Origin of the sequence: Chromobacterium indicum (assembly GCF_039708975.1) — a bacterium.
GTDB classification, from domain to species: domain Bacteria; phylum Pseudomonadota; class Gammaproteobacteria; order Burkholderiales; family Chromobacteriaceae; genus Chromobacterium; species Chromobacterium piscinae.
Window position 1 is genome coordinate 206,487 of the sequence record NZ_JAYFSJ010000010.1, and the last position, 15,655, is coordinate 222,141.

Below are 15,655 nucleotides of genomic sequence, written 5' to 3' on the forward strand. Positions count from 1 at the left end.
CGGTTTCCCGGTCTGAACGAAAACACCCCGCGAGCGATCGCGGGGTGTTTTTTATGGGCTACGCCGCAGCGCTGTGGCGCGGGCCCGCCGGCGGCGAGGCGGTGTCAGGCGAAACGGGCGCAGGCGCGTTCGAACGGCGACTGGAAGCGCGGGCTGACGTAGGGCGTCAGCAGGTACATCAGGCTGCGGCAACCGGACTGCACCAGCTTGTCCAGCTCCGCCGCGCTGGCGTTCTGCTTGATGGTGCTGATCCAGCCGGTCTGCACCATCTGGAAGTGCTGCACCAGGTGGGTGAGCTGTTGGTCGTCGACCAGGATCATGCCTTGTTCGCGCAGGCGGCCGAACAGCTGGCCCAATTTGCCGTTGAGCTGGCCGCGCGACAGCTGTTGATGCTCTTCCTCCAGCTGCGGATTGATGCAGAACAGGCTGGGCAGGCTCTTGGGCAGGAAGCGGAAGCTCCAGATGTGGCGCAGCGTCTTTTCCATCGCCATCACCATCGCCTCGATCGAGTTGCTGTGGCTGAGCGCGGCGGACAGCTGATCGGCCATGCCCTTGACGTAGCGCTGGTACAGCTCGTTGATGATCTCTTCCTTGTTACGGAAGTGATAGTAGAGCTTGCCGGTGCTGATGTTCATCCGCTCGGCGATGTGGTTGGTGGTGATGACGCGCTCGCCTTCCTGATTGAACAGTTGCAGGCTTGCTTCGACGATCTTGTTGAAGGTCTCCGATTGGACGCTTTTGCGCATGATTTGATTCTTCCCGCTGAAACTGAGATGCCACGGAGCGCCGGCTCAGCCGATCTTTTTGGCCGCGAGCAGGCAGGCCGCCAGCGCCAAGCCTATCCAACTTTCCAGGCGGAAGAAGTCCAGGCAGGAAACCAGCGTGGCTTGCCGGGCGAGTTCGCCGGCCAGCACTCCGAGGCGTTGAGTATCGCTCAAATCGGGCATGAATTGTCGTAATTGATGCAATGAGTCGAGAAACTGTGGCGAATTCCAGGAAAAACGTTCGGACAAACGGCTGTAATGCAGCGCGTTGCGCGCCTGCATGAACACGCTGGCCAAGGAGACGCCGGCCGAGATCGACACCTGGCGCACGATGTTCTTGGCCTGGTAGGCGCGGCCGAACGCCGCCGGGGCGATGTCGCGAAAGGCGCTTTGCGCCACCGCCATGATGAACAGCGACATGAAGCCGCCGTTGAGCAGCAGGATGGCGGCGACGCGGCCCAGCGTCGCCTCGCCGTTCAGGCCGCTCATCAACCAGCCGTAGCCGGCCAGCAGCAGGCAGCCATAGGCCATGGTCTCCGTCAGGCCGGGCGCTTTGCCTTTCAGCAGCAGCTTGGCGTACAGCAGCGCGAAGGCGATGCCGGCCAGATAGCTGACCGACAGCAGCATGCCGCTGGTGGGCAGGTCGAAGCCCAGCGCCTGTACCGACAGCATCGGCAGAATGTAGCTGTTGGCCGATACCAGCAGATAGCAGCAGCTGTAGCCCAGCAGGCCCATGCGGTAGCCGGGACGGCGCAGCGGCCGCCAGCGGCGGCGGTCGGACGCCTGGCGGCGGTGCGCGGCGCGGAATAGCAGGAAGGCGACGACGGCCGCCGCGGCCAGGCCGGCCAGCCATCGGGGATGGGCGAACAGTTGGTACGGCGTTTGCTGGATCAGCCACTGCAGCAGGAAGGCGGCCGCCAGCAGCAGCATGAAAGTCCAGGTCGGATAATGCGCGGGGCGATGCGCCGGCGGCCGCAGCGGCAATTGGCCGGCCGCCCACCAGGCGGGCAGCAGCAGGGGCAGGATGCCCCAGCACAGCGCGCGCCAGCCATAGGCCTGCAGCAAGACGCCGCCCAGCAGCGGCCCCAGCGCGCTGCCCAAGAGCAGCGCCTGGCCGAAGGCGACCAGGCCCAGCCCGCGCTTGGCGGGCGGCAGTTGCGCCACCTCCAGCCGGGCGGCGGTGAAGAAGGCGGCGCCGCCCAAACCCTGCACCGCGCGGCCGGCGATGAAGGCCGCCGGAGACGCGGCGGCGCCGGCGAGCAGCGCGCCCAGCGCGAACAGCAGGAGGGAGGCTTGCAGATGGCGGCGCGTGCCGAAGCGCTCGACGCACCATTGATGATTGAACAACGCCACCACCGCGCACAGCGCGTAAGCCATCGCCGCCTGGCTGAATTCCTCCGGCCCGGCGCCGACGCCGCCCATCACCTGCGACGAGGCGAAGTTGAGCAGGCCGTTCTGCAGGAATTCCAGCCAGGCGAGCAGGGCGATCGCCGCCAGCCGGCTCCAATGTGGTTGATGGGAAAAAGCGTGCATGCGCGGCATACCGGTGGTGGGGGATGCCGCCAGTGTAGAAAGCGCTTATGATTTAATGAAATCGATGTTTTTCATTGGATATATTACTGTGAATGATATTGACGCGCTGAAGCTGCGGCGGCTGGATCTGAACAGTCTGGCGGCCTTGCACGCGCTGCTCAGCACCCGCAGCGTCAGCCGCAGCGCCGACTTGCTGTGCCTGGGCCAGCCGGCGGTCAGCCACATTCTGAAGAAGCTGCGCGAACAGTGCGGCGACCCCTTGCTGTGCCGCGACGGCCGCGGGCTGACCGCCACGCCTTACGCCGAGGCGCTGCTGCCGGCGCTGGAGGCCTGGCTGGCCGAGGCGCAGCGGCTGCTGGCGCCGCCGCTTTTCGATCCGGCCGCGCTGGATGGCGTTTATCGGCTGGCGATGCCGGACTTGCTGGAGGCGGCCTTGTTGCCGGACCTGATCGCGGCCTTGCAGAGCCAGGCGCCCGGCCTGCGGCTGGAGGTGGCGGCGATGGCGGCTGGCGAGGCCGAGGCGGCGCTGGAAGCGCGGCGGATAGACGGCGCCATCGGCCATTTCCCGGCGCGGTCCGCGCGGTTGTCGCGGCAAGCCCTGTTCCGCAGCCGCTTCGTCTGCGCTCACCACGCCGGCAGGCTGGCATTGCCGGACGCGCTGGACGCGGAGGCGTTGGCGAAACCGCCGCATTTGTACACATCCTATATCGGCAACAGCGCCAGCCTGGTGGACGACTATCTGGCCGCGCATGGCCAGGCGCGGCGGGTGATCGCCTCGACCGCCAGCTTGCTGGCGATTCCCTTGCTGCTGGAGCGTTTGCCGGCGGTGGCGGTGCTGCCGGAGTTGATCGGCCGGGTATTGAGAGCGGAGGCGGGCGGCCTGACGCTGCGGCCGGTGGCCGACGCGGCGCTGGAGATCGCCGTCGAGCATGTCTGGCATCCGCGCTGCGACGCCGACCCGTTGCGGCAATTCATCCACGCATTATTGCTGCGGCAGACGGCGGCATGGCGCGGCGGGCAGGAAGAGGCAGGATTAAGCGCGGTTTGATTTAAATTTGCCGCAAGTATTTAAATGGTATGTGATTTTTAACAATGCGTGCCAGCTGATATGACGGATAATAAAGCTTTTATCAGCATCGGCTTATCATTATCATGCGCTCCATCCGACACAAGCTCATCTTGTTGACGGCGGTGTCCATCCTGGTCGCCACGATCAGCGTGACAGTCATCGCCTGCCTCAACATCCGCAATCACGCCTACGACGAAGCCAAGCGCGAGGTCACCCAGGTTCTGCAACTGCAGGGCGGACTGGTGTCGGAGTGGCTGACCGTGCGCAAGAACCTGATCACCGCCAGCCTGTCCCGCGCCGGCGACCCGCAGGCCAGCTACTATCTGCAGCAGATCGCCAAGGGCGGCGGCTTCAACATCATCTACGCCGGCCACGGCGACAGCGGCGAGATGTTCTACTCGGTGCCGGGCCGTCCGAAGCCGAGCGCCGACTACCAGCCCTCGCAGCGCCCGTGGTACCAGCAGGCCAAGGCGCAAGGCGGCATCATCGTCACCGATCCTTACAAGGATTCGGAGCCCGAGACCAAGGACAAGCTGGTGATCACCATCGCCGACAAAGCCCAGGGCCAGGAGATCGTGGTCGGCGGCGACATCCTGATCGACAAGCTGGTGAAGTCGGTGCTGGACATCAAGCTGGCCGGCGACGGCCATGCCTTCCTGTTGACCCGCCAAGGCAAGGTGATCGCTTACCCCAAGCCGGGCCAGGAACTGCGCCCGATCAACGAGCTGATTCCGGGCCTGGACGACAGCCGCTTCCAGCAACTGGTAGGCAGCGGCGACGTCGCCCCGCTGGACATCGACGGCCGCACCTTCCTGGTCACGCTGAAGCCGGTGGCCAACACCGATTGGGTGATGGGCGTAGCCGCCGATGAGGAAGCGGTGCTGGCGCCGGTGACTCAACTGATCTGGCTGATCTCCGGCGGCGTGGTGATCGTGCTGCTGGTGCTGGTGGCCTTGAGCTCCGGCTACCTGACCCGTTTGCTGCGCGGCCTGATCCAGGTGCGCGACGCCATGCATGAAATCTCGCAGGGCGAGGGCGATCTGACCCGCCGCATCGAGATCCACGGCGAAGACGAAGTGGCGCAGACCGCCGAAGCCTTCAACCAGTTCGTCGGCCGCCTGAATGGCATGTTCCGCGAGCTGCGCGGCGAGGCCGATGAGCTGGCGCACGGCGTGATCGAGGTGGGCGGCGCGGTGAAGCAGGTGGCGGCGGATTCCCATCGTCTGGCCGACATCTCCAGCTCCAACGCCGCGGCGATCGAGGAAGTGACTGTCAGCATCTCGCACATCGCCGACGCCACCCGAGAAACCGATTCGCTGGCGCGCAACACCGGCGAGCACTCCCGCGAGAGCGCCGGCGACATGCAGCGCATCAGCAACGAAATGGAGCAGACCAGCCAGTCGGTGAGCGAGCTGTCGGCGCTGCTGGCCTCGCTGGAACAGCGTTCGCAGGAAATCTCAAAGATCACCAATGTGATCAGCGACATCGCCGACCAGACCAATCTGTTGGCGCTGAACGCGGCGATCGAAGCGGCGCGCGCCGGCGAGCAGGGCCGCGGCTTCGCGGTGGTGGCCGACGAAGTGCGCAAGCTGGCCGAGCGCACCGGCAAGGCGACAGTGGAAATCAGCGAGATGGTGGAAAACATCCTGAGCGAGACCGGCAAGGCGGTGGGCAATATGCAGCGCACCGTCGGCGCGGTGGATACCAGCGTGGAACTGACCAGCCAGGCGCGCGGCCGACTGATCGCCATCAGCGACGCGATGCAGCAGGTGATAGACAAGATCGGCGACGTGGCGCTGTCCACCAGCGAGCAGCACAACGCCACCACGGCGATGGCGCAGAGCACCGAGTCCATCAACAACCAGATCCTGGACTCCGACGCCGCGCTGCAGGGCGCGATGCAGACGCTGGAGTCGCTGAAGCAGCTGGCCCACAATATGCAGGGCGCGTTCGGCCGCTTCAAGTTGTAAGCTTTTCGCCGCGCCGGCTTGCCGGTGTGGCGAAAAAGCCATGGTTTGGATGGTTTTTTTCAGCAAAATCAAAACCATTTGCATAATCGATTGGCGCTTCATCCCCGTGCTTGTAAACGTTGTTTACAATCCACCCGGTCTGAATAAGCGCCAATCCTTACAAGCCGTGATGAGCGGCATGCGCCGACGCGAGTCGGCGGAACAAAAAGGGCGTCGTCGACGCCCTTTTTGCTGTCCGGAGGATTGGCAACGAGAGAGAAGCTACAAGTCGATTGCCATGAAATCCATACGAAGCAAGATTGCCCTGTTGCTGGCGCTGGCCATGCTGGTGGCCACGCTGAGCACCGCCGTCAGCGCCTATTTCCAATTCCGCGACAACCTGTCATCCGGCGTATCCGCCCAGCTGGACCTGGCCATCACCGGCCAGCAGCGTTTCGTCTCATCCTGGCTGGAGCAGCGCAAGCAGATCATCGCCAGCGCCGTCCGCCACGGCGGCGAAGCCGACCCCACCCTGTATCTGCAGCAGCTGGCCGAAGCCGGCGGTTATGCCCAAATCTTCGTCGGCGACGGCTACAACAAGGGCATGGTGTATTCCATTCCCGGCAAGCAGAAGCCCAGTCCTGAATATGATCCGGCCTCCCGCGCCTGGTTCAAGGCGGCCAAGGCGCAGGGCGGCGTAATCGTCACCGCGCCGTACAAGCCTGCCAGCGCGTCGATCAAGGACCTGGTGATCACGCTGGCACAGGCCTTGCCGGCCGGCAACAAGGTGGTCGGCGGCGACATCGCCATCGGCCAGCTGGTGAAATCGGTGCTGTCGGTGTCCTTGCCGGGCAACGGCTTCGTGTTCCTGATGGGCAAGGATGGCAAGCTGATCGCCTATCCCAAGGCCGACACCGCGCTCAAGCCCTTGTCCGAGCTGATGCCGGGCATGGACGCCTCCCGCATCGCCGGCCTGCTGGATAAATCCGAGCTGGCGACGGTGGAGCTGGATGGGACGAGCCGCATGTTGCGGCTGAGCTCGGTCGAGGGCAGCGACTGGGTGCTGGGCGTGGTGGTGGACCGCGAGCTCTTGGACGCGCCGCTGCGGCAGATGATGGTGTCGATGGCGCTGTCGCTGCTGGCCGCGCTGGCCATCACCCAGCTGCTGGCTGGCGCTTACCTGCGCCGCCTGCTCAAGGGCCTGTTCCAGGTGCGCGACGCGCTGCGCGAGATATCCCAGGGCGAAGGAGACCTGACCCGCCGCATCGAGGCCGAGGGCAGCGACGAAGTGGCGCAGATGGCCCAGGCGTTCAACCTGTTCGTCGACCGCCTGAACGGCATGTTCCGCGAACTGCGCTCCGAGGCCGAGCAACTGGCGCAAGGCGTGATCGCGGTCGGCGCCGACGTGGCGCGGCTGGCCGAGGATTCCCACATGCTGGCCGACATCTCCAGCTCTAACGCCGCGGCGATCGAGCAGGTGACGGTGAGCATTTCCCACATCGCCGACGCCACCCGCGAAACCGACGAGCTGGCGCGCGACACCGGCGCCAACTCCCAATCCAGCGCCGAGGAGCTGCAGCGCATCAGTGGCGAAATGGCGCGCACCAGCCAATCCGTCGGCGAGCTGTCGGCGTTGCTGGCCTCGCTGCAACAGCGCTCGCAGGAAATCTCCAAGATCACCGGCGTGATCCGCGACATCGCCGACCAGACCAATCTGCTGGCGCTGAACGCGGCGATCGAAGCTGCGCGCGCCGGGGAGCAGGGCCGAGGCTTCGCCGTGGTGGCCGACGAAGTGCGCAAGCTGGCCGAGCGCACCGGCAGCGCCACCGTCGAGATCGGCGACATGGTGCAGAACATCCTGGCGGAGACCGGCAAGGCTGTCGGCAATATGGACAGCACCATCGGCGCGGTGGACGGCAGCGCGGCGCAGACTGAGCTGGCGCGCGAGCGCCTGGTGGACATCACCCGCGCGATGAAGCTGGTGGTGGAGAAGATCGGCGACGTGGCGCTGTCCACCGGCGAGCAGCATAACGCCACCACGGCGATGGCGCAGAGCACCGAGTCGATCAATAACAAGATCCTTGATTCTGACGCGGCGCTGCAGAGCGCGCAGCGAACCTTGAGCACGCTGGACGGCGTGGCGCGCGGCATGCAGCAGGCGTTCAGCCGCTTCAAATTGTAAACCGCGGCCGTTTCCTTGCGTCGACGCCAGCCCACGGGCTGGCGTTTTTATTGCCCAGACGCGAGAATGTCGCAACGTTATCAATCGGAAAAGACTCATGATGAAGAAGTTATGCTTGCCGTTGCTGGCGCTGAGCCTGGCCGGCTGCGCGATGTTTCCCACCCAGCAGGGCTATGCGCAGAAGGTGTACCGCTGGCAGGGCCGCGACGTCAACGAGCTGCTGGCGCAATGGGGCGCGCCGACCAAGACCATGCAGATGCCCAACGGCAACAGCCTGTACACCTATGTGAAGGAAAGCACCGAGCAGCGGCCGCTGCAGGAGAACACCCGTTACGAGCCGGGCACCAAGCTGACCATGACCGACAAGGATGGGCAGTCCCGGGTGGTGGAAACCCCGGGACGCTGGGTCAGCAACGGCGTCACCGGCGGCGGCACCGTCCATCGCGAGTGCACCACCAATTTCGTCGTCGACAAGAAAACCAAGGAAGTGCTGAGCGTCAGCTTCGACGGCAACAATTGCCTGGCGATGGAGCAGCAGTGATCAGCGCTTGGGCAGCTGCCATTCGCCCTTGTTGTCGAATGGCAGGTCCTTGAGGCCGCCCAGGCCGTGCAGCTGGCCGCGGATCTCGTAGTTCAGCTTGCCGCCGGGCAGTTGCTGCCAGTTGGCCAGCTGCCGTATCCAGGCGGCGAGCGAGGTATGCACCTGCAAGGTGACCGCGCCTTCGCCGCGCGAGGGGATGGACAGCGGCTGGTTGCTGCTGCCGCCGCCCAGCTTTTCTCCGCCCAGCATCAGCTCGAAGTCGACGCCGCTGGCGTTCAGCGGGATGGGGTTGGGGTTGGCGACGCGCAGCGTCACCGCGAAGTTCTGCTCGAACAGCGTGCTGCTGCCCGGCTCGATATTGCTGAGGCTGACTTCCGGCTTCTTCAGGCCCATGCTGCCGCAGCCGGCGAGCGAAAGCAGCAGCAGGGCGGTGCTTATCCATTTCATGGCGACATTTCCGATTGAGACGCCCTCTATTTTACGGGCAGCGCTTGTGGCGTTGTGTAAACGGAGTGTGCGGAATTGTTAGCGGACGAGCGTCCAAAAGCAACAGGCCATCGGATGATGGCCTGTTGCTTTTGGATACTCGGCGGAGAAAAACGCCTCGTCGGCGTCCTGGCCGCGCTTGGCGGCCATCGGCTGCCGGTCGCGCTCTTCGCGCCAGTCTTCCAGTTCCGCCCAGAGCGAGTGTTTCTGCGATTGGCGCAGGCCGGATCGGCTGCGGCCGTGGGCGCCTCCCTTTTTCAGGATGGCTGCGCAAGCCAGCGGATTGCGCGGTTTGATGGTGTGCATCGTGTGTCCTTGATCATGCGCGCCGGATGGCGCGAGCGGCGATTGTCCGTCCGCGCGGCGGGCGGCGTCAACCGGACAAGCAAAAAGCCGCCCTAGGGCGGCTTTCGCGTATTCGGCGTCTTGCGCCGTCACACCATCAGGCTGGCGACCTTGGTGGTGATGATGTCCACCGCCGGATCGTTGGCGCCGTGCGGCAGGATCACGTCGGCGAAGCGCTTGGTCGGCTCGATGAACTGGTTGTGCATCGGGCGCACGGTGGACAGGTATTGCTCGATCACGTTCTCCATCGTGCGGCCGCGCTCGGCGATGTCGCGTTTCAGGCGGCGGATGAAGCGGACGTCGGAATCGGTGTCGACGAAGATCTTCAGCGACATCATCTCGCGCAGCGCCGCGTCGTACAGCGGGAACAGGCCTTCGATCACGATCACAGGCGCCGGCTGCACGGTGACGGTCTTGTCGGAGCGGGTGTGGTTGGAGAAATCGTACACCGGCATCTCGATGGAGCGGCCATTGCGCAGATCGTCGATGTGGGAGATCAGCAGCGGCCAGTCGAACGCTTGGGGATGGTCGTAGTTGGTTCCCAGGCGCTGTTCGAAGGTCAGGTGGCTCTGGTCGCGATAGTAGTAGTCCTGGATGATCACTGCCGCCATCTCGGAACCAATGGTCTCCAGCACCTTGTTGGTTACCGTGGTTTTTCCGCTGCCGCTGCCGCCGGCAACGCCAATGATGAACGGGGTGCTCATGTGAAGTCCTTGACGTAATGAAAATGTAAAAAACGCGCCATTCTAATGACTTATGGCGCGTTGATCCACCCGTTTTGCGACATTCTCTGACTCAGAACGGGCGTTTGCTTTCCGCGGCCGCCGCCGAATACCATTCCTGTATGGCGGGCAGGGACAGGATATGGCGGACATAGGCTTGAGAGCGCTCGGGCAGCCTGACGTTGTAGGTCTGGAAGCAGGTGCAGATCGGCGCGAAGCAGGCGTCGGCGATGGTGAAGCCGCCGAACAGGAATTCGCCGTCGGCGACGTGCCGTTCGCGCTGTTCTTCCCACAGCGCGATCACGCGGGCGATGTCGGATTCCACCGCCGGCGAGCTCTCGTAATCCACCTGGCGCAGCGTGATGTCCATCGGCAGGTTTTCCCTGAGCGCGGCGAAGCCGGAGTGGACTTCGGCGACGATGGAGCGGGCGACGGCGCGCAGCGCGCTGTCGGTGGGCCACAGTCCGGCTGCGGGGAAGCATTCGGCCAGGTATTCGCTGATCGCCAGCGAGTCCCATATCCTGAGCTTGTCGTCCACCAGCACCGGCACCTTGCCGGCCGGATTGGCGGCCAGAATGCGGGCCTTGCTGTCGGACAGGTAGAGATCGATTTGCTGCTCCTTGAACGGCTCGTCCAGCATCTTGAGCAGCAGCCAGGGGCGCAGCGACCAGGGGGAGTAATTCTTGTTGCCGATGATCAGGGTGAACATGGCGGCTCCGTAGCGGAGCGCCGGCGAAGGCCGGCGCGTGTCTACCGATGATAAACCGGGTCGGCGCGATTTTCACGCGCCGCCGCGGCCGCATGACAAAGGCCCCGGAATACGGGGCCTTTGTCGTGAAGCGATCACTCCGCTTCGTCTATCCACGCCTGCTGGATCGCCTCCAGCACGCGCTCGCCGCCGCGGGCGTGGTCGTCGTCGAAGCCGGGCAGCTCCACCACCCAGTTGTGCAGGTCGATGAAGCGCACGGTCTTCGGGTCCACGTCCGGATGGGCGTCCGCCAGTTCGATGGCGATGTCGTTAACGTCGGTCCATTTCATAGATGTCTCCTGGAGAGATTTCGTCTATCGGACGGCGATGCCGCGAAGCCGAGCCGAAGGCAGTGCATACGGCACGACGAGGCGAGGGCGACAAAGGCAGCGCTGTCCGAGAGGCGGAATCAATGATGTTCGCGGGCGTGGTTGATCGTGTACTTCGGAATCTCGATCACCAGATCCTCGTCGGCGACGATGGCCTGGCAGGACAGGCGCGATTGCGCTTCCAGGCCCCAGGCCTTGTCCAGCAGGTCTTCTTCCAGCTCGTCGGCCTCGTTCAGCGAGTTGCCGCCTTCGCGGACGATGCAGTGGCAGGTGGTGCAGGCGCAGGACATCTCACAGGCGTGCTCGATTTCGATGTCGTGGGCGAGCAGCGCGTCGCAGATGCTCTGGCCGGTTTCTACGTTGTCTATCACGGCGCCTTCCGGACACAGGTCCGGATGGGGCAAAACGATGATGCGCGGCATGGCGTATCCTTACAGATCGGTAATCTTGTGGCCCTTCAGCGCGCGCTGGATATTGCGGTCCATGCGGCGGGAGGCGAAGGTTTCGGTGGCGTGGTTCAGCGCGGCGCTGGCCTCGTTGATCCGGCGGGTGACGCCCTCGGTGATGGCGGCGCCCACCGCGGCGGCGGCGGCCTCCACTTCGGCGCGCTCGGCGTCGTCCAGCAGGTCGCCGTCCTGCGCCAGCGCGTTGATGGTGGCGTCGCGCAGGCTTTCGGCGTCGACGATGGCCTCGCGCAGCTTGCGCGCCTCGATGTCTTCCTGCACGTTGGCCATGGAGTCGGTCAGCATGCGGCTGATTTCGTCGTCGGACAGGCCGTAGGATGGCTTGACCTCGATGCTGGACTCCACGCCCGAGGTTTGCTCGCGCGCGGTGACCGACAGCAGGCCGTCGGCATCCACCTGGAAGGTGATGCGGATGCGCGCGGCGCCCGCCACCATCGGCGGGATGCCGGTCAGCGTGAATTTGGCCAGACTGCGGCAATCGGAAACCAGCTCGCGCTCGCCCTGCAGCACGTGGATGGACATCGCGGTCTGGCCGTCCTTGAAGGTGGTGAAGTCCTGCGCGCGGGCCACCGGGATGGTGCTGTTGCGCGGGATGATCTTCTCGGTCAGGCCGCCCATGGTCTCGATGCCCAGCGACAGCGGCAGCACGTCGAGCAGCAGCCACTCGTCGTCCTGCTTGTTGCCGGCCAGCACATTGGCCTGGATGGCGGCGCCCAGCGCCACCACTTTGTCGGGGTCCAGATTGGTCAGCGGCGCGCGGCCGAAGTGGTCGGCCACGGCTTTTTGCACATGCGGCATGCGGGTGGCGCCGCCCACCATCACCACGCCCTGGATGTCCTCGGGCGCGATCCTGGCGTCGCGCAGCGCCTTGCGCACCGGCGTCAGGGTCTTGTCGACCAGCGTCTTGGTGATGGCGTGCAGCGTGGCCTGGTCCAGCTCTAGATCCAGCGACTGGCCGTCGGACAGGATGGCGGTGACGCGGGTGCTGGCGTGGTCGGTCAGCGCTTCCTTGGCTTCGCGGGCGCGGGTGTGCAGCAGGCGCATGTCGTGCGCGGACGGCGCGGTCACGCCGGCCTGCTCCAGCAGCCAGCAGAACACGCGGTGGTCGAAGTCGTCGCCGCCCAGCGCGGAGTCGCCGCTGGTGGCCAGCACTTCGAACACGCCGCGGGTCAGCCTGAGGATGGACACGTCCAGCGTGCCGCCCCCTAGATCGTATACGACGTATGTGCCTTCGCTGCCGTTGTCCAGGCCGTAGGCGATGGCGGCGGCGGTGGGTTCGTTCAACAGGCGCAGCACATTGAGGCCGGCCAGGCGCGCGGCGTCCTTGGTGGCCTGGCGCTGGGCGTCGTCGAAGTAGGCGGGCACGGTGATCACCGCGCCGGTCAGCTCGCCGCCCAGGCTTTCTTCGGCGCGGTCTTTCAGCGCGCGCAGGATGTCGGACGACACCTCGACCGGGCTTTTGACGCCGGCGCGGGTGACCAGCTGCACCATGCCCGGCGCGTCGACGAAGCGGTAGGGCAGGCTGCCGGCGTCCTTGATGTCGCTGACGCCGCGGCCCATGAAACGCTTCACCGAGACGATGGTGTTGTGCGGATCGCGGTTTTGTTCCTTCTGCGCGTCGTAGCCGACCGCCAGCACGCCCTCGTCGCCGTAGCGCACCACCGACGGCAGCAGGCTGCGGCCGGTTTCGTCCGGCAGAACGGCGGCGGAGCCGCTCCGGACAGTGGCCACCAGCGAGTTGGTGGTGCCCAGATCTATGCCCACGGCCAAGCGGTGCTGGTGGGGGGCGGCGGAAAGGCCGGGTTCGGCGATTTGCAGTAGAGCCATGTCTTGATCTTTATGTCGTTGCTCGGGAGCGGCGGCGCGCGGGACTCAGTCCAGCAGGTTTCCGATGGCGTCGCCGATCTCCTGGTCCAGCTTTTCCATGAAGCGCAATTTTCTCACCAGGATGGCGGCGGCGTCCAAGTCGGCGCGGGCGTCGAGCGCGGTTTCCAGCTCGGCTTGCAGGTCCTTGACCTCGGCGCGCAGGCGGCGCGACAGCGACTCCAGCGCGTCCACGTTGGCGCGGGCGTCGTCTATGCTCTCGCGCCATTCCATCTGCGCCATCAGGAAGTCGCCAGGCATCCGGGTGTTGTTCTCTTCCTGGGTATCCACGCCGGACAGCAGCAGCAGGTAGCGGGCGCGGTTCAGCGGCGACTTCAGCGTCTGGTAGGCTTCGTTGACCCGGGTGGCCAGCATCAGCGCGCTGCGCTTTTCGGCGTCGGAACTGGCGGCGTAGCGGTCGGGATGGACCTGGGCGGCGGCGGCGCGCCAGGCGGCGTCCAGGCCGGCCGCATCAATCGCGAAGCGGCGCGGCAGGCCGAACAGGCTGAAGAAATCCTGGTTGAAATCGTGGTTCATCGATGCGTCCGGACCAAGGCATAGGGACTGAAATAACGAAGGCGGAGCATCAGCGCTTGCGCGTCAACGCTCCGCCCCGGGGCGGCGGCGGATCAGACGTTGAAGCTCTCGCCGCAGCCGCACTCGTTCTTGACGTTGGGGTTGTTGAAGCGGAACCCCTCGTTCAGACCTTCCTTCACGTAGTCCAGCTCAGTGCCGTCGAGGTAGGCCAGGCTCTTGGCGTCGGTGTAGATGGCCACGCCATAGCTTTCGAAGCGGACGTCTTCGCCGTTCTCGACATCGACGAACTCCAGCTTGTAGGCCATGCCGGAGCAGCCGGAGGTCTTGACGCCCAGACGCACGCCCAGGCCCTTGCCGCGCTTGGCGAGGAAGGCGCCGACGTGCTCGGCGGCGCGTTCGGAAAGAGTGAGTGCCATCTGTCGCCTCCGCTTACTTGCCGTGTTTCTGCTTATAGTCCTCCACCGCGGCCTTGATCGCGTCTTCGGCCAGGATGGAGCAGTGGATTTTCACCGGAGGCAGCGCCAGTTCTTCGGCGATGGCGGTGTTCTTGATCGTCAGCGCCTCGTCCAGCGACTTGCCCTTCACCCACTCGGTCACCAGCGACGAGGAGGCGATGGCGGAGCCGCAGCCGTAGGTCTTGAACTTGGCGTCTTCGATCACGCCGTCCGCGCCCACCTTGATCTGCAGCTTCATCACGTCGCCACAGGCCGGCGCGCCGACCATGCCGGTGCCGATGCTGTCGTCGCCCTTGTCGAACGAGCCGACGTTGCGCGGGTTTTCGTAGTGGTCCAACACTTTTTCGCTGTATGCCATGTCTTTTCTCCTGCGGGCCGCGGCTTCTGTAAAAGTTTCCGCGGCCGGTAATCTGTTATCGGCTCAGTGGGCCGCCCATTGAACGCTGTTCAGATCCACGCCGTCCTTGTACATCTCCCACAGCGGGGACAGCTCGCGCAGCTTGCCGATCTTGGATTTAAGCAGCGCGATCGCGTAGTCGATCTCTTCCTCGGTGGTGAAGCGGCCCAGCGTGAAGCGGATGGAGCTGTGGGCCATTTCGTCGTTGCGGCCCAGCGCGCGCAGCACGTAGGACGGCTCCAGCGAGGCGGAAGTGCAGGCGGAGCCGCTGGACACGGCCAGGTCCTTGATGGCCATGATCAGGCTTTCGCCTTCGACGAAGTTGAAGCTGACGTTGAGGTTGTGCGGCACGCGCTGGTCGGCGTCGCCGTTGATGTACACCTCTTCCATGTCCTGGATGCCGTGCCACAGGCGGTCGCGCAGCATGCGGATGCGCTCGCTTTCGCTGTCCATCTCTTCGCGGGCGATGCGGAAGGCTTCGCCCATGCCGACGATCTGGTGGGTGGCCAGGGTGCCGGAGCGGAAGCCGCGCTCGTGGCCGCCGCCGTGCATCTGCGCTTCCAGGCGCACCCGCGGCTTGCGGCGCACATACAGCGCGCCGATGCCCTTCGGGCCATAGGCCTTGTGCGCGGACAGGCTCATCAGGTCCACTTTCAGGGTGTTCAGGTCGATCTTGACCTTGCCCGGCGCCTGGGTGGCGTCGACGTGGAAGATGATGCCCTTTTCGCGGCAGATCTCGCCGATCTGAGGGATGTCCTGGATCACGCCGATTTCATTGTTCACGTACATCACCGATACCACGATGGTGTCCGGACGGATGGCGGCCTTGAAGGCGTCGATGTCGAGCAGGCCGTTTTCCTGCACGTCCATATAGGTGACTTCGAAGCCTTGGCGCTCCAGCTCGCGACAGGTGTCCAGCACCGCCTTGTGCTCGGTCTTGACGGTGATGATGTGCTTGCCCTTGCTCTTGTAGAACTGGGCGGCGCCCTTGATCGCCAGGTTGTCGGACTCGGTGGCGCCGGAAGTCCAGACGATTTCCTTGGAGTCGGCACCGATCAGCTTGGCTACTTCGGCGCGCGCGTTCTCGACGGCTTCCTCTGCTTCCCAGCCGAAACTGTGGCTGCGCGAGGCGGGGTTGCCGAACTTGCCGGTCAGATAGGGAATCATCTTTTCGGCGACGCGCGGGTCCACCGGGGTGGTGGCCGAGTAATCCAGATAGATCGGTAGCTTGGGCTGGCTCATTTATTTAATCTCCGCAAGATTTTTCATGC

The 15,655-nt window shown here is 64.8% G+C and carries 17 protein-coding genes; 4 read left to right on the top strand and 13 right to left on the bottom strand.

From position 1 onward, the window contains the following. Positions 1 to 104: 104 nt before the first annotated feature. Both VA599_RS15470 and VA599_RS15475 read right to left on the bottom strand, forming a co-directional pair. A complete protein-coding gene (locus VA599_RS15470; protein ID WP_346789387.1) occupies positions 105 to 746 on the bottom strand; it encodes a TetR/AcrR family transcriptional regulator in 642 nt (213 codons plus the stop codon). Between the two features lie 45 nt (positions 747 to 791). Continuing rightward, on the bottom strand, positions 792 to 2,297 hold the full coding sequence (locus tag VA599_RS15475; RefSeq protein WP_346789388.1) for an MFS transporter: 1,506 nt from the start codon (positions 2,295 to 2,297) through the stop codon (positions 792 to 794). An 88-nt stretch (positions 2,298 to 2,385) separates the two neighbouring features. Between VA599_RS15475 and VA599_RS15480 the strand changes: the two genes are divergently transcribed. From VA599_RS15480 to VA599_RS15495, 4 genes are all read left to right on the top strand, one after another. Beyond that, positions 2,386 to 3,345 carry a LysR family transcriptional regulator gene (locus VA599_RS15480; RefSeq protein WP_346789390.1) on the top strand — a complete coding sequence of 320 codons (960 nt, stop codon included), beginning with the start codon at positions 2,386 to 2,388 and terminating at the stop codon, positions 3,343 to 3,345. Positions 3,346 to 3,449: 104 nt separating this feature from the next. Beyond that, on the top strand, positions 3,450 to 5,336 hold the full coding sequence (locus VA599_RS15485; protein ID WP_021478287.1) for a methyl-accepting chemotaxis protein: 1,887 nt from the start codon (positions 3,450 to 3,452) through the stop codon (positions 5,334 to 5,336). 277 nt (positions 5,337 to 5,613) lie between these two features. Beyond that, entirely contained in the window at positions 5,614 to 7,497 is a 1,884-nt protein-coding gene (locus VA599_RS15490; protein ID WP_346789391.1) for a methyl-accepting chemotaxis protein, read from the top strand. Between the two features lie 97 nt (positions 7,498 to 7,594). Continuing rightward, positions 7,595 to 8,038: a hypothetical protein gene (locus tag VA599_RS15495; RefSeq protein WP_346789392.1), complete on the top strand. Its 444-nt coding sequence runs from the start codon at positions 7,595 to 7,597 to the stop codon at positions 8,036 to 8,038. Here VA599_RS15495 and VA599_RS15500 read toward each other — a convergent pair whose 3' ends face one another. From VA599_RS15500 to VA599_RS15550, 11 genes are all read right to left on the bottom strand, one after another. Further along, the gene (locus VA599_RS15500; protein ID WP_346789393.1) at positions 8,039 to 8,485 is read right to left on the bottom strand and encodes an LEA/WHy family protein; all 447 of its coding nucleotides are present in this window, start codon (positions 8,483 to 8,485) and stop codon (positions 8,039 to 8,041) included. Positions 8,486 to 8,563: 78 nt separating this feature from the next. Then, positions 8,564 to 8,830, bottom strand: coding sequence for a hypothetical protein (locus VA599_RS15505; protein ID WP_021478291.1), 267 nt, complete (start codon positions 8,828 to 8,830; stop codon positions 8,564 to 8,566). 128 nt (positions 8,831 to 8,958) lie between these two features. Beyond that, positions 8,959 to 9,573, bottom strand: a complete 615-nt coding sequence (udk, locus tag VA599_RS15510) for a uridine kinase (protein WP_021478292.1) — start codon at positions 9,571 to 9,573, stop codon at positions 8,959 to 8,961. Positions 9,574 to 9,664: 91 nt separating this feature from the next. Continuing rightward, the gene (locus VA599_RS15515) at positions 9,665 to 10,300 is read right to left on the bottom strand and encodes a glutathione S-transferase family protein (protein WP_346789394.1); all 636 of its coding nucleotides are present in this window, start codon (positions 10,298 to 10,300) and stop codon (positions 9,665 to 9,667) included. 134 nt (positions 10,301 to 10,434) lie between these two features. Beyond that, complete coding sequence (gene iscX, locus VA599_RS15520; protein ID WP_346789396.1) at positions 10,435 to 10,629, bottom strand: Fe-S cluster assembly protein IscX; 195 nt, start codon at positions 10,627 to 10,629, stop codon at positions 10,435 to 10,437. A gap of 119 nt (positions 10,630 to 10,748) precedes the next feature. After that, on the bottom strand, positions 10,749 to 11,090 hold the full coding sequence (fdx, locus tag VA599_RS15525; protein WP_021478295.1) for an ISC system 2Fe-2S type ferredoxin: 342 nt from the start codon (positions 11,088 to 11,090) through the stop codon (positions 10,749 to 10,751). 9 nt (positions 11,091 to 11,099) lie between these two features. Then, entirely contained in the window at positions 11,100 to 12,959 is a 1,860-nt protein-coding gene (hscA, locus tag VA599_RS15530; protein WP_104946284.1) for a Fe-S protein assembly chaperone HscA, read from the bottom strand. Between the two features lie 45 nt (positions 12,960 to 13,004). Beyond that, positions 13,005 to 13,532, bottom strand: coding sequence for a Fe-S protein assembly co-chaperone HscB (gene hscB, locus VA599_RS15535; RefSeq protein ID WP_346789399.1), 528 nt, complete (start codon positions 13,530 to 13,532; stop codon positions 13,005 to 13,007). 92 nt (positions 13,533 to 13,624) lie between these two features. After that, on the bottom strand, positions 13,625 to 13,948 hold the full coding sequence (gene iscA, locus VA599_RS15540) for an iron-sulfur cluster assembly protein IscA (RefSeq protein WP_021478298.1): 324 nt from the start codon (positions 13,946 to 13,948) through the stop codon (positions 13,625 to 13,627). 13 nt (positions 13,949 to 13,961) lie between these two features. Continuing rightward, a complete protein-coding gene (iscU, locus tag VA599_RS15545; protein WP_021478299.1) occupies positions 13,962 to 14,345 on the bottom strand; it encodes a Fe-S cluster assembly scaffold IscU in 384 nt (127 codons plus the stop codon). 63 nt (positions 14,346 to 14,408) lie between these two features. Continuing rightward, a complete protein-coding gene (locus tag VA599_RS15550; RefSeq protein WP_021478300.1) occupies positions 14,409 to 15,626 on the bottom strand; it encodes an IscS subfamily cysteine desulfurase in 1,218 nt (405 codons plus the stop codon). Between the last annotated feature and the right edge of the window lie 29 nt (positions 15,627 to 15,655).

Bases quoted from the DNA above. Each gene is read 5' to 3' on its own strand.
- VA599_RS15470 (WP_346789387.1), bottom strand. From the start codon at position 746: ATGCGCAAAAGCGTCCAATCGGAGACCTTCAACAAGATCGTCGAAGCA.
- VA599_RS15475 (WP_346789388.1), bottom strand. From the start codon at position 2,297: ATGCACGCTTTTTCCCATCAACCACATTGGAGCCGGCTGGCGGCGATC.
- VA599_RS15485 (WP_021478287.1), top strand. From the start codon at position 3,450: ATGCGCTCCATCCGACACAAGCTCATCTTGTTGACGGCGGTGTCCATC.
- VA599_RS15490 (WP_346789391.1), top strand. From the start codon at position 5,614: ATGAAATCCATACGAAGCAAGATTGCCCTGTTGCTGGCGCTGGCCATG.
- VA599_RS15495 (WP_346789392.1), top strand. From the start codon at position 7,595: ATGATGAAGAAGTTATGCTTGCCGTTGCTGGCGCTGAGCCTGGCCGGC.
- VA599_RS15500 (WP_346789393.1), bottom strand. From the start codon at position 8,485: ATGAAATGGATAAGCACCGCCCTGCTGCTGCTTTCGCTCGCCGGCTGC.
- VA599_RS15505 (WP_021478291.1), bottom strand. From the start codon at position 8,830: ATGCACACCATCAAACCGCGCAATCCGCTGGCTTGCGCAGCCATCCTG.
- udk (WP_021478292.1), bottom strand. From the start codon at position 9,573: ATGAGCACCCCGTTCATCATTGGCGTTGCCGGCGGCAGCGGCAGCGGA.
- VA599_RS15515 (WP_346789394.1), bottom strand. From the start codon at position 10,300: ATGTTCACCCTGATCATCGGCAACAAGAATTACTCCCCCTGGTCGCTG.
- iscX (WP_346789396.1), bottom strand. From the start codon at position 10,629: ATGAAATGGACCGACGTTAACGACATCGCCATCGAACTGGCGGACGCC.
- fdx (WP_021478295.1), bottom strand. From the start codon at position 11,090: ATGCCGCGCATCATCGTTTTGCCCCATCCGGACCTGTGTCCGGAAGGC.
- hscA (WP_104946284.1), bottom strand. From the start codon at position 12,959: ATGGCTCTACTGCAAATCGCCGAACCCGGCCTTTCCGCCGCCCCCCAC.
- hscB (WP_346789399.1), bottom strand. From the start codon at position 13,532: ATGAACCACGATTTCAACCAGGATTTCTTCAGCCTGTTCGGCCTGCCG.
- iscA (WP_021478298.1), bottom strand. From the start codon at position 13,948: ATGGCACTCACTCTTTCCGAACGCGCCGCCGAGCACGTCGGCGCCTTC.
- iscU (WP_021478299.1), bottom strand. From the start codon at position 14,345: ATGGCATACAGCGAAAAAGTGTTGGACCACTACGAAAACCCGCGCAAC.
- VA599_RS15550 (WP_021478300.1), bottom strand. From the start codon at position 15,626: ATGAGCCAGCCCAAGCTACCGATCTATCTGGATTACTCGGCCACCACC.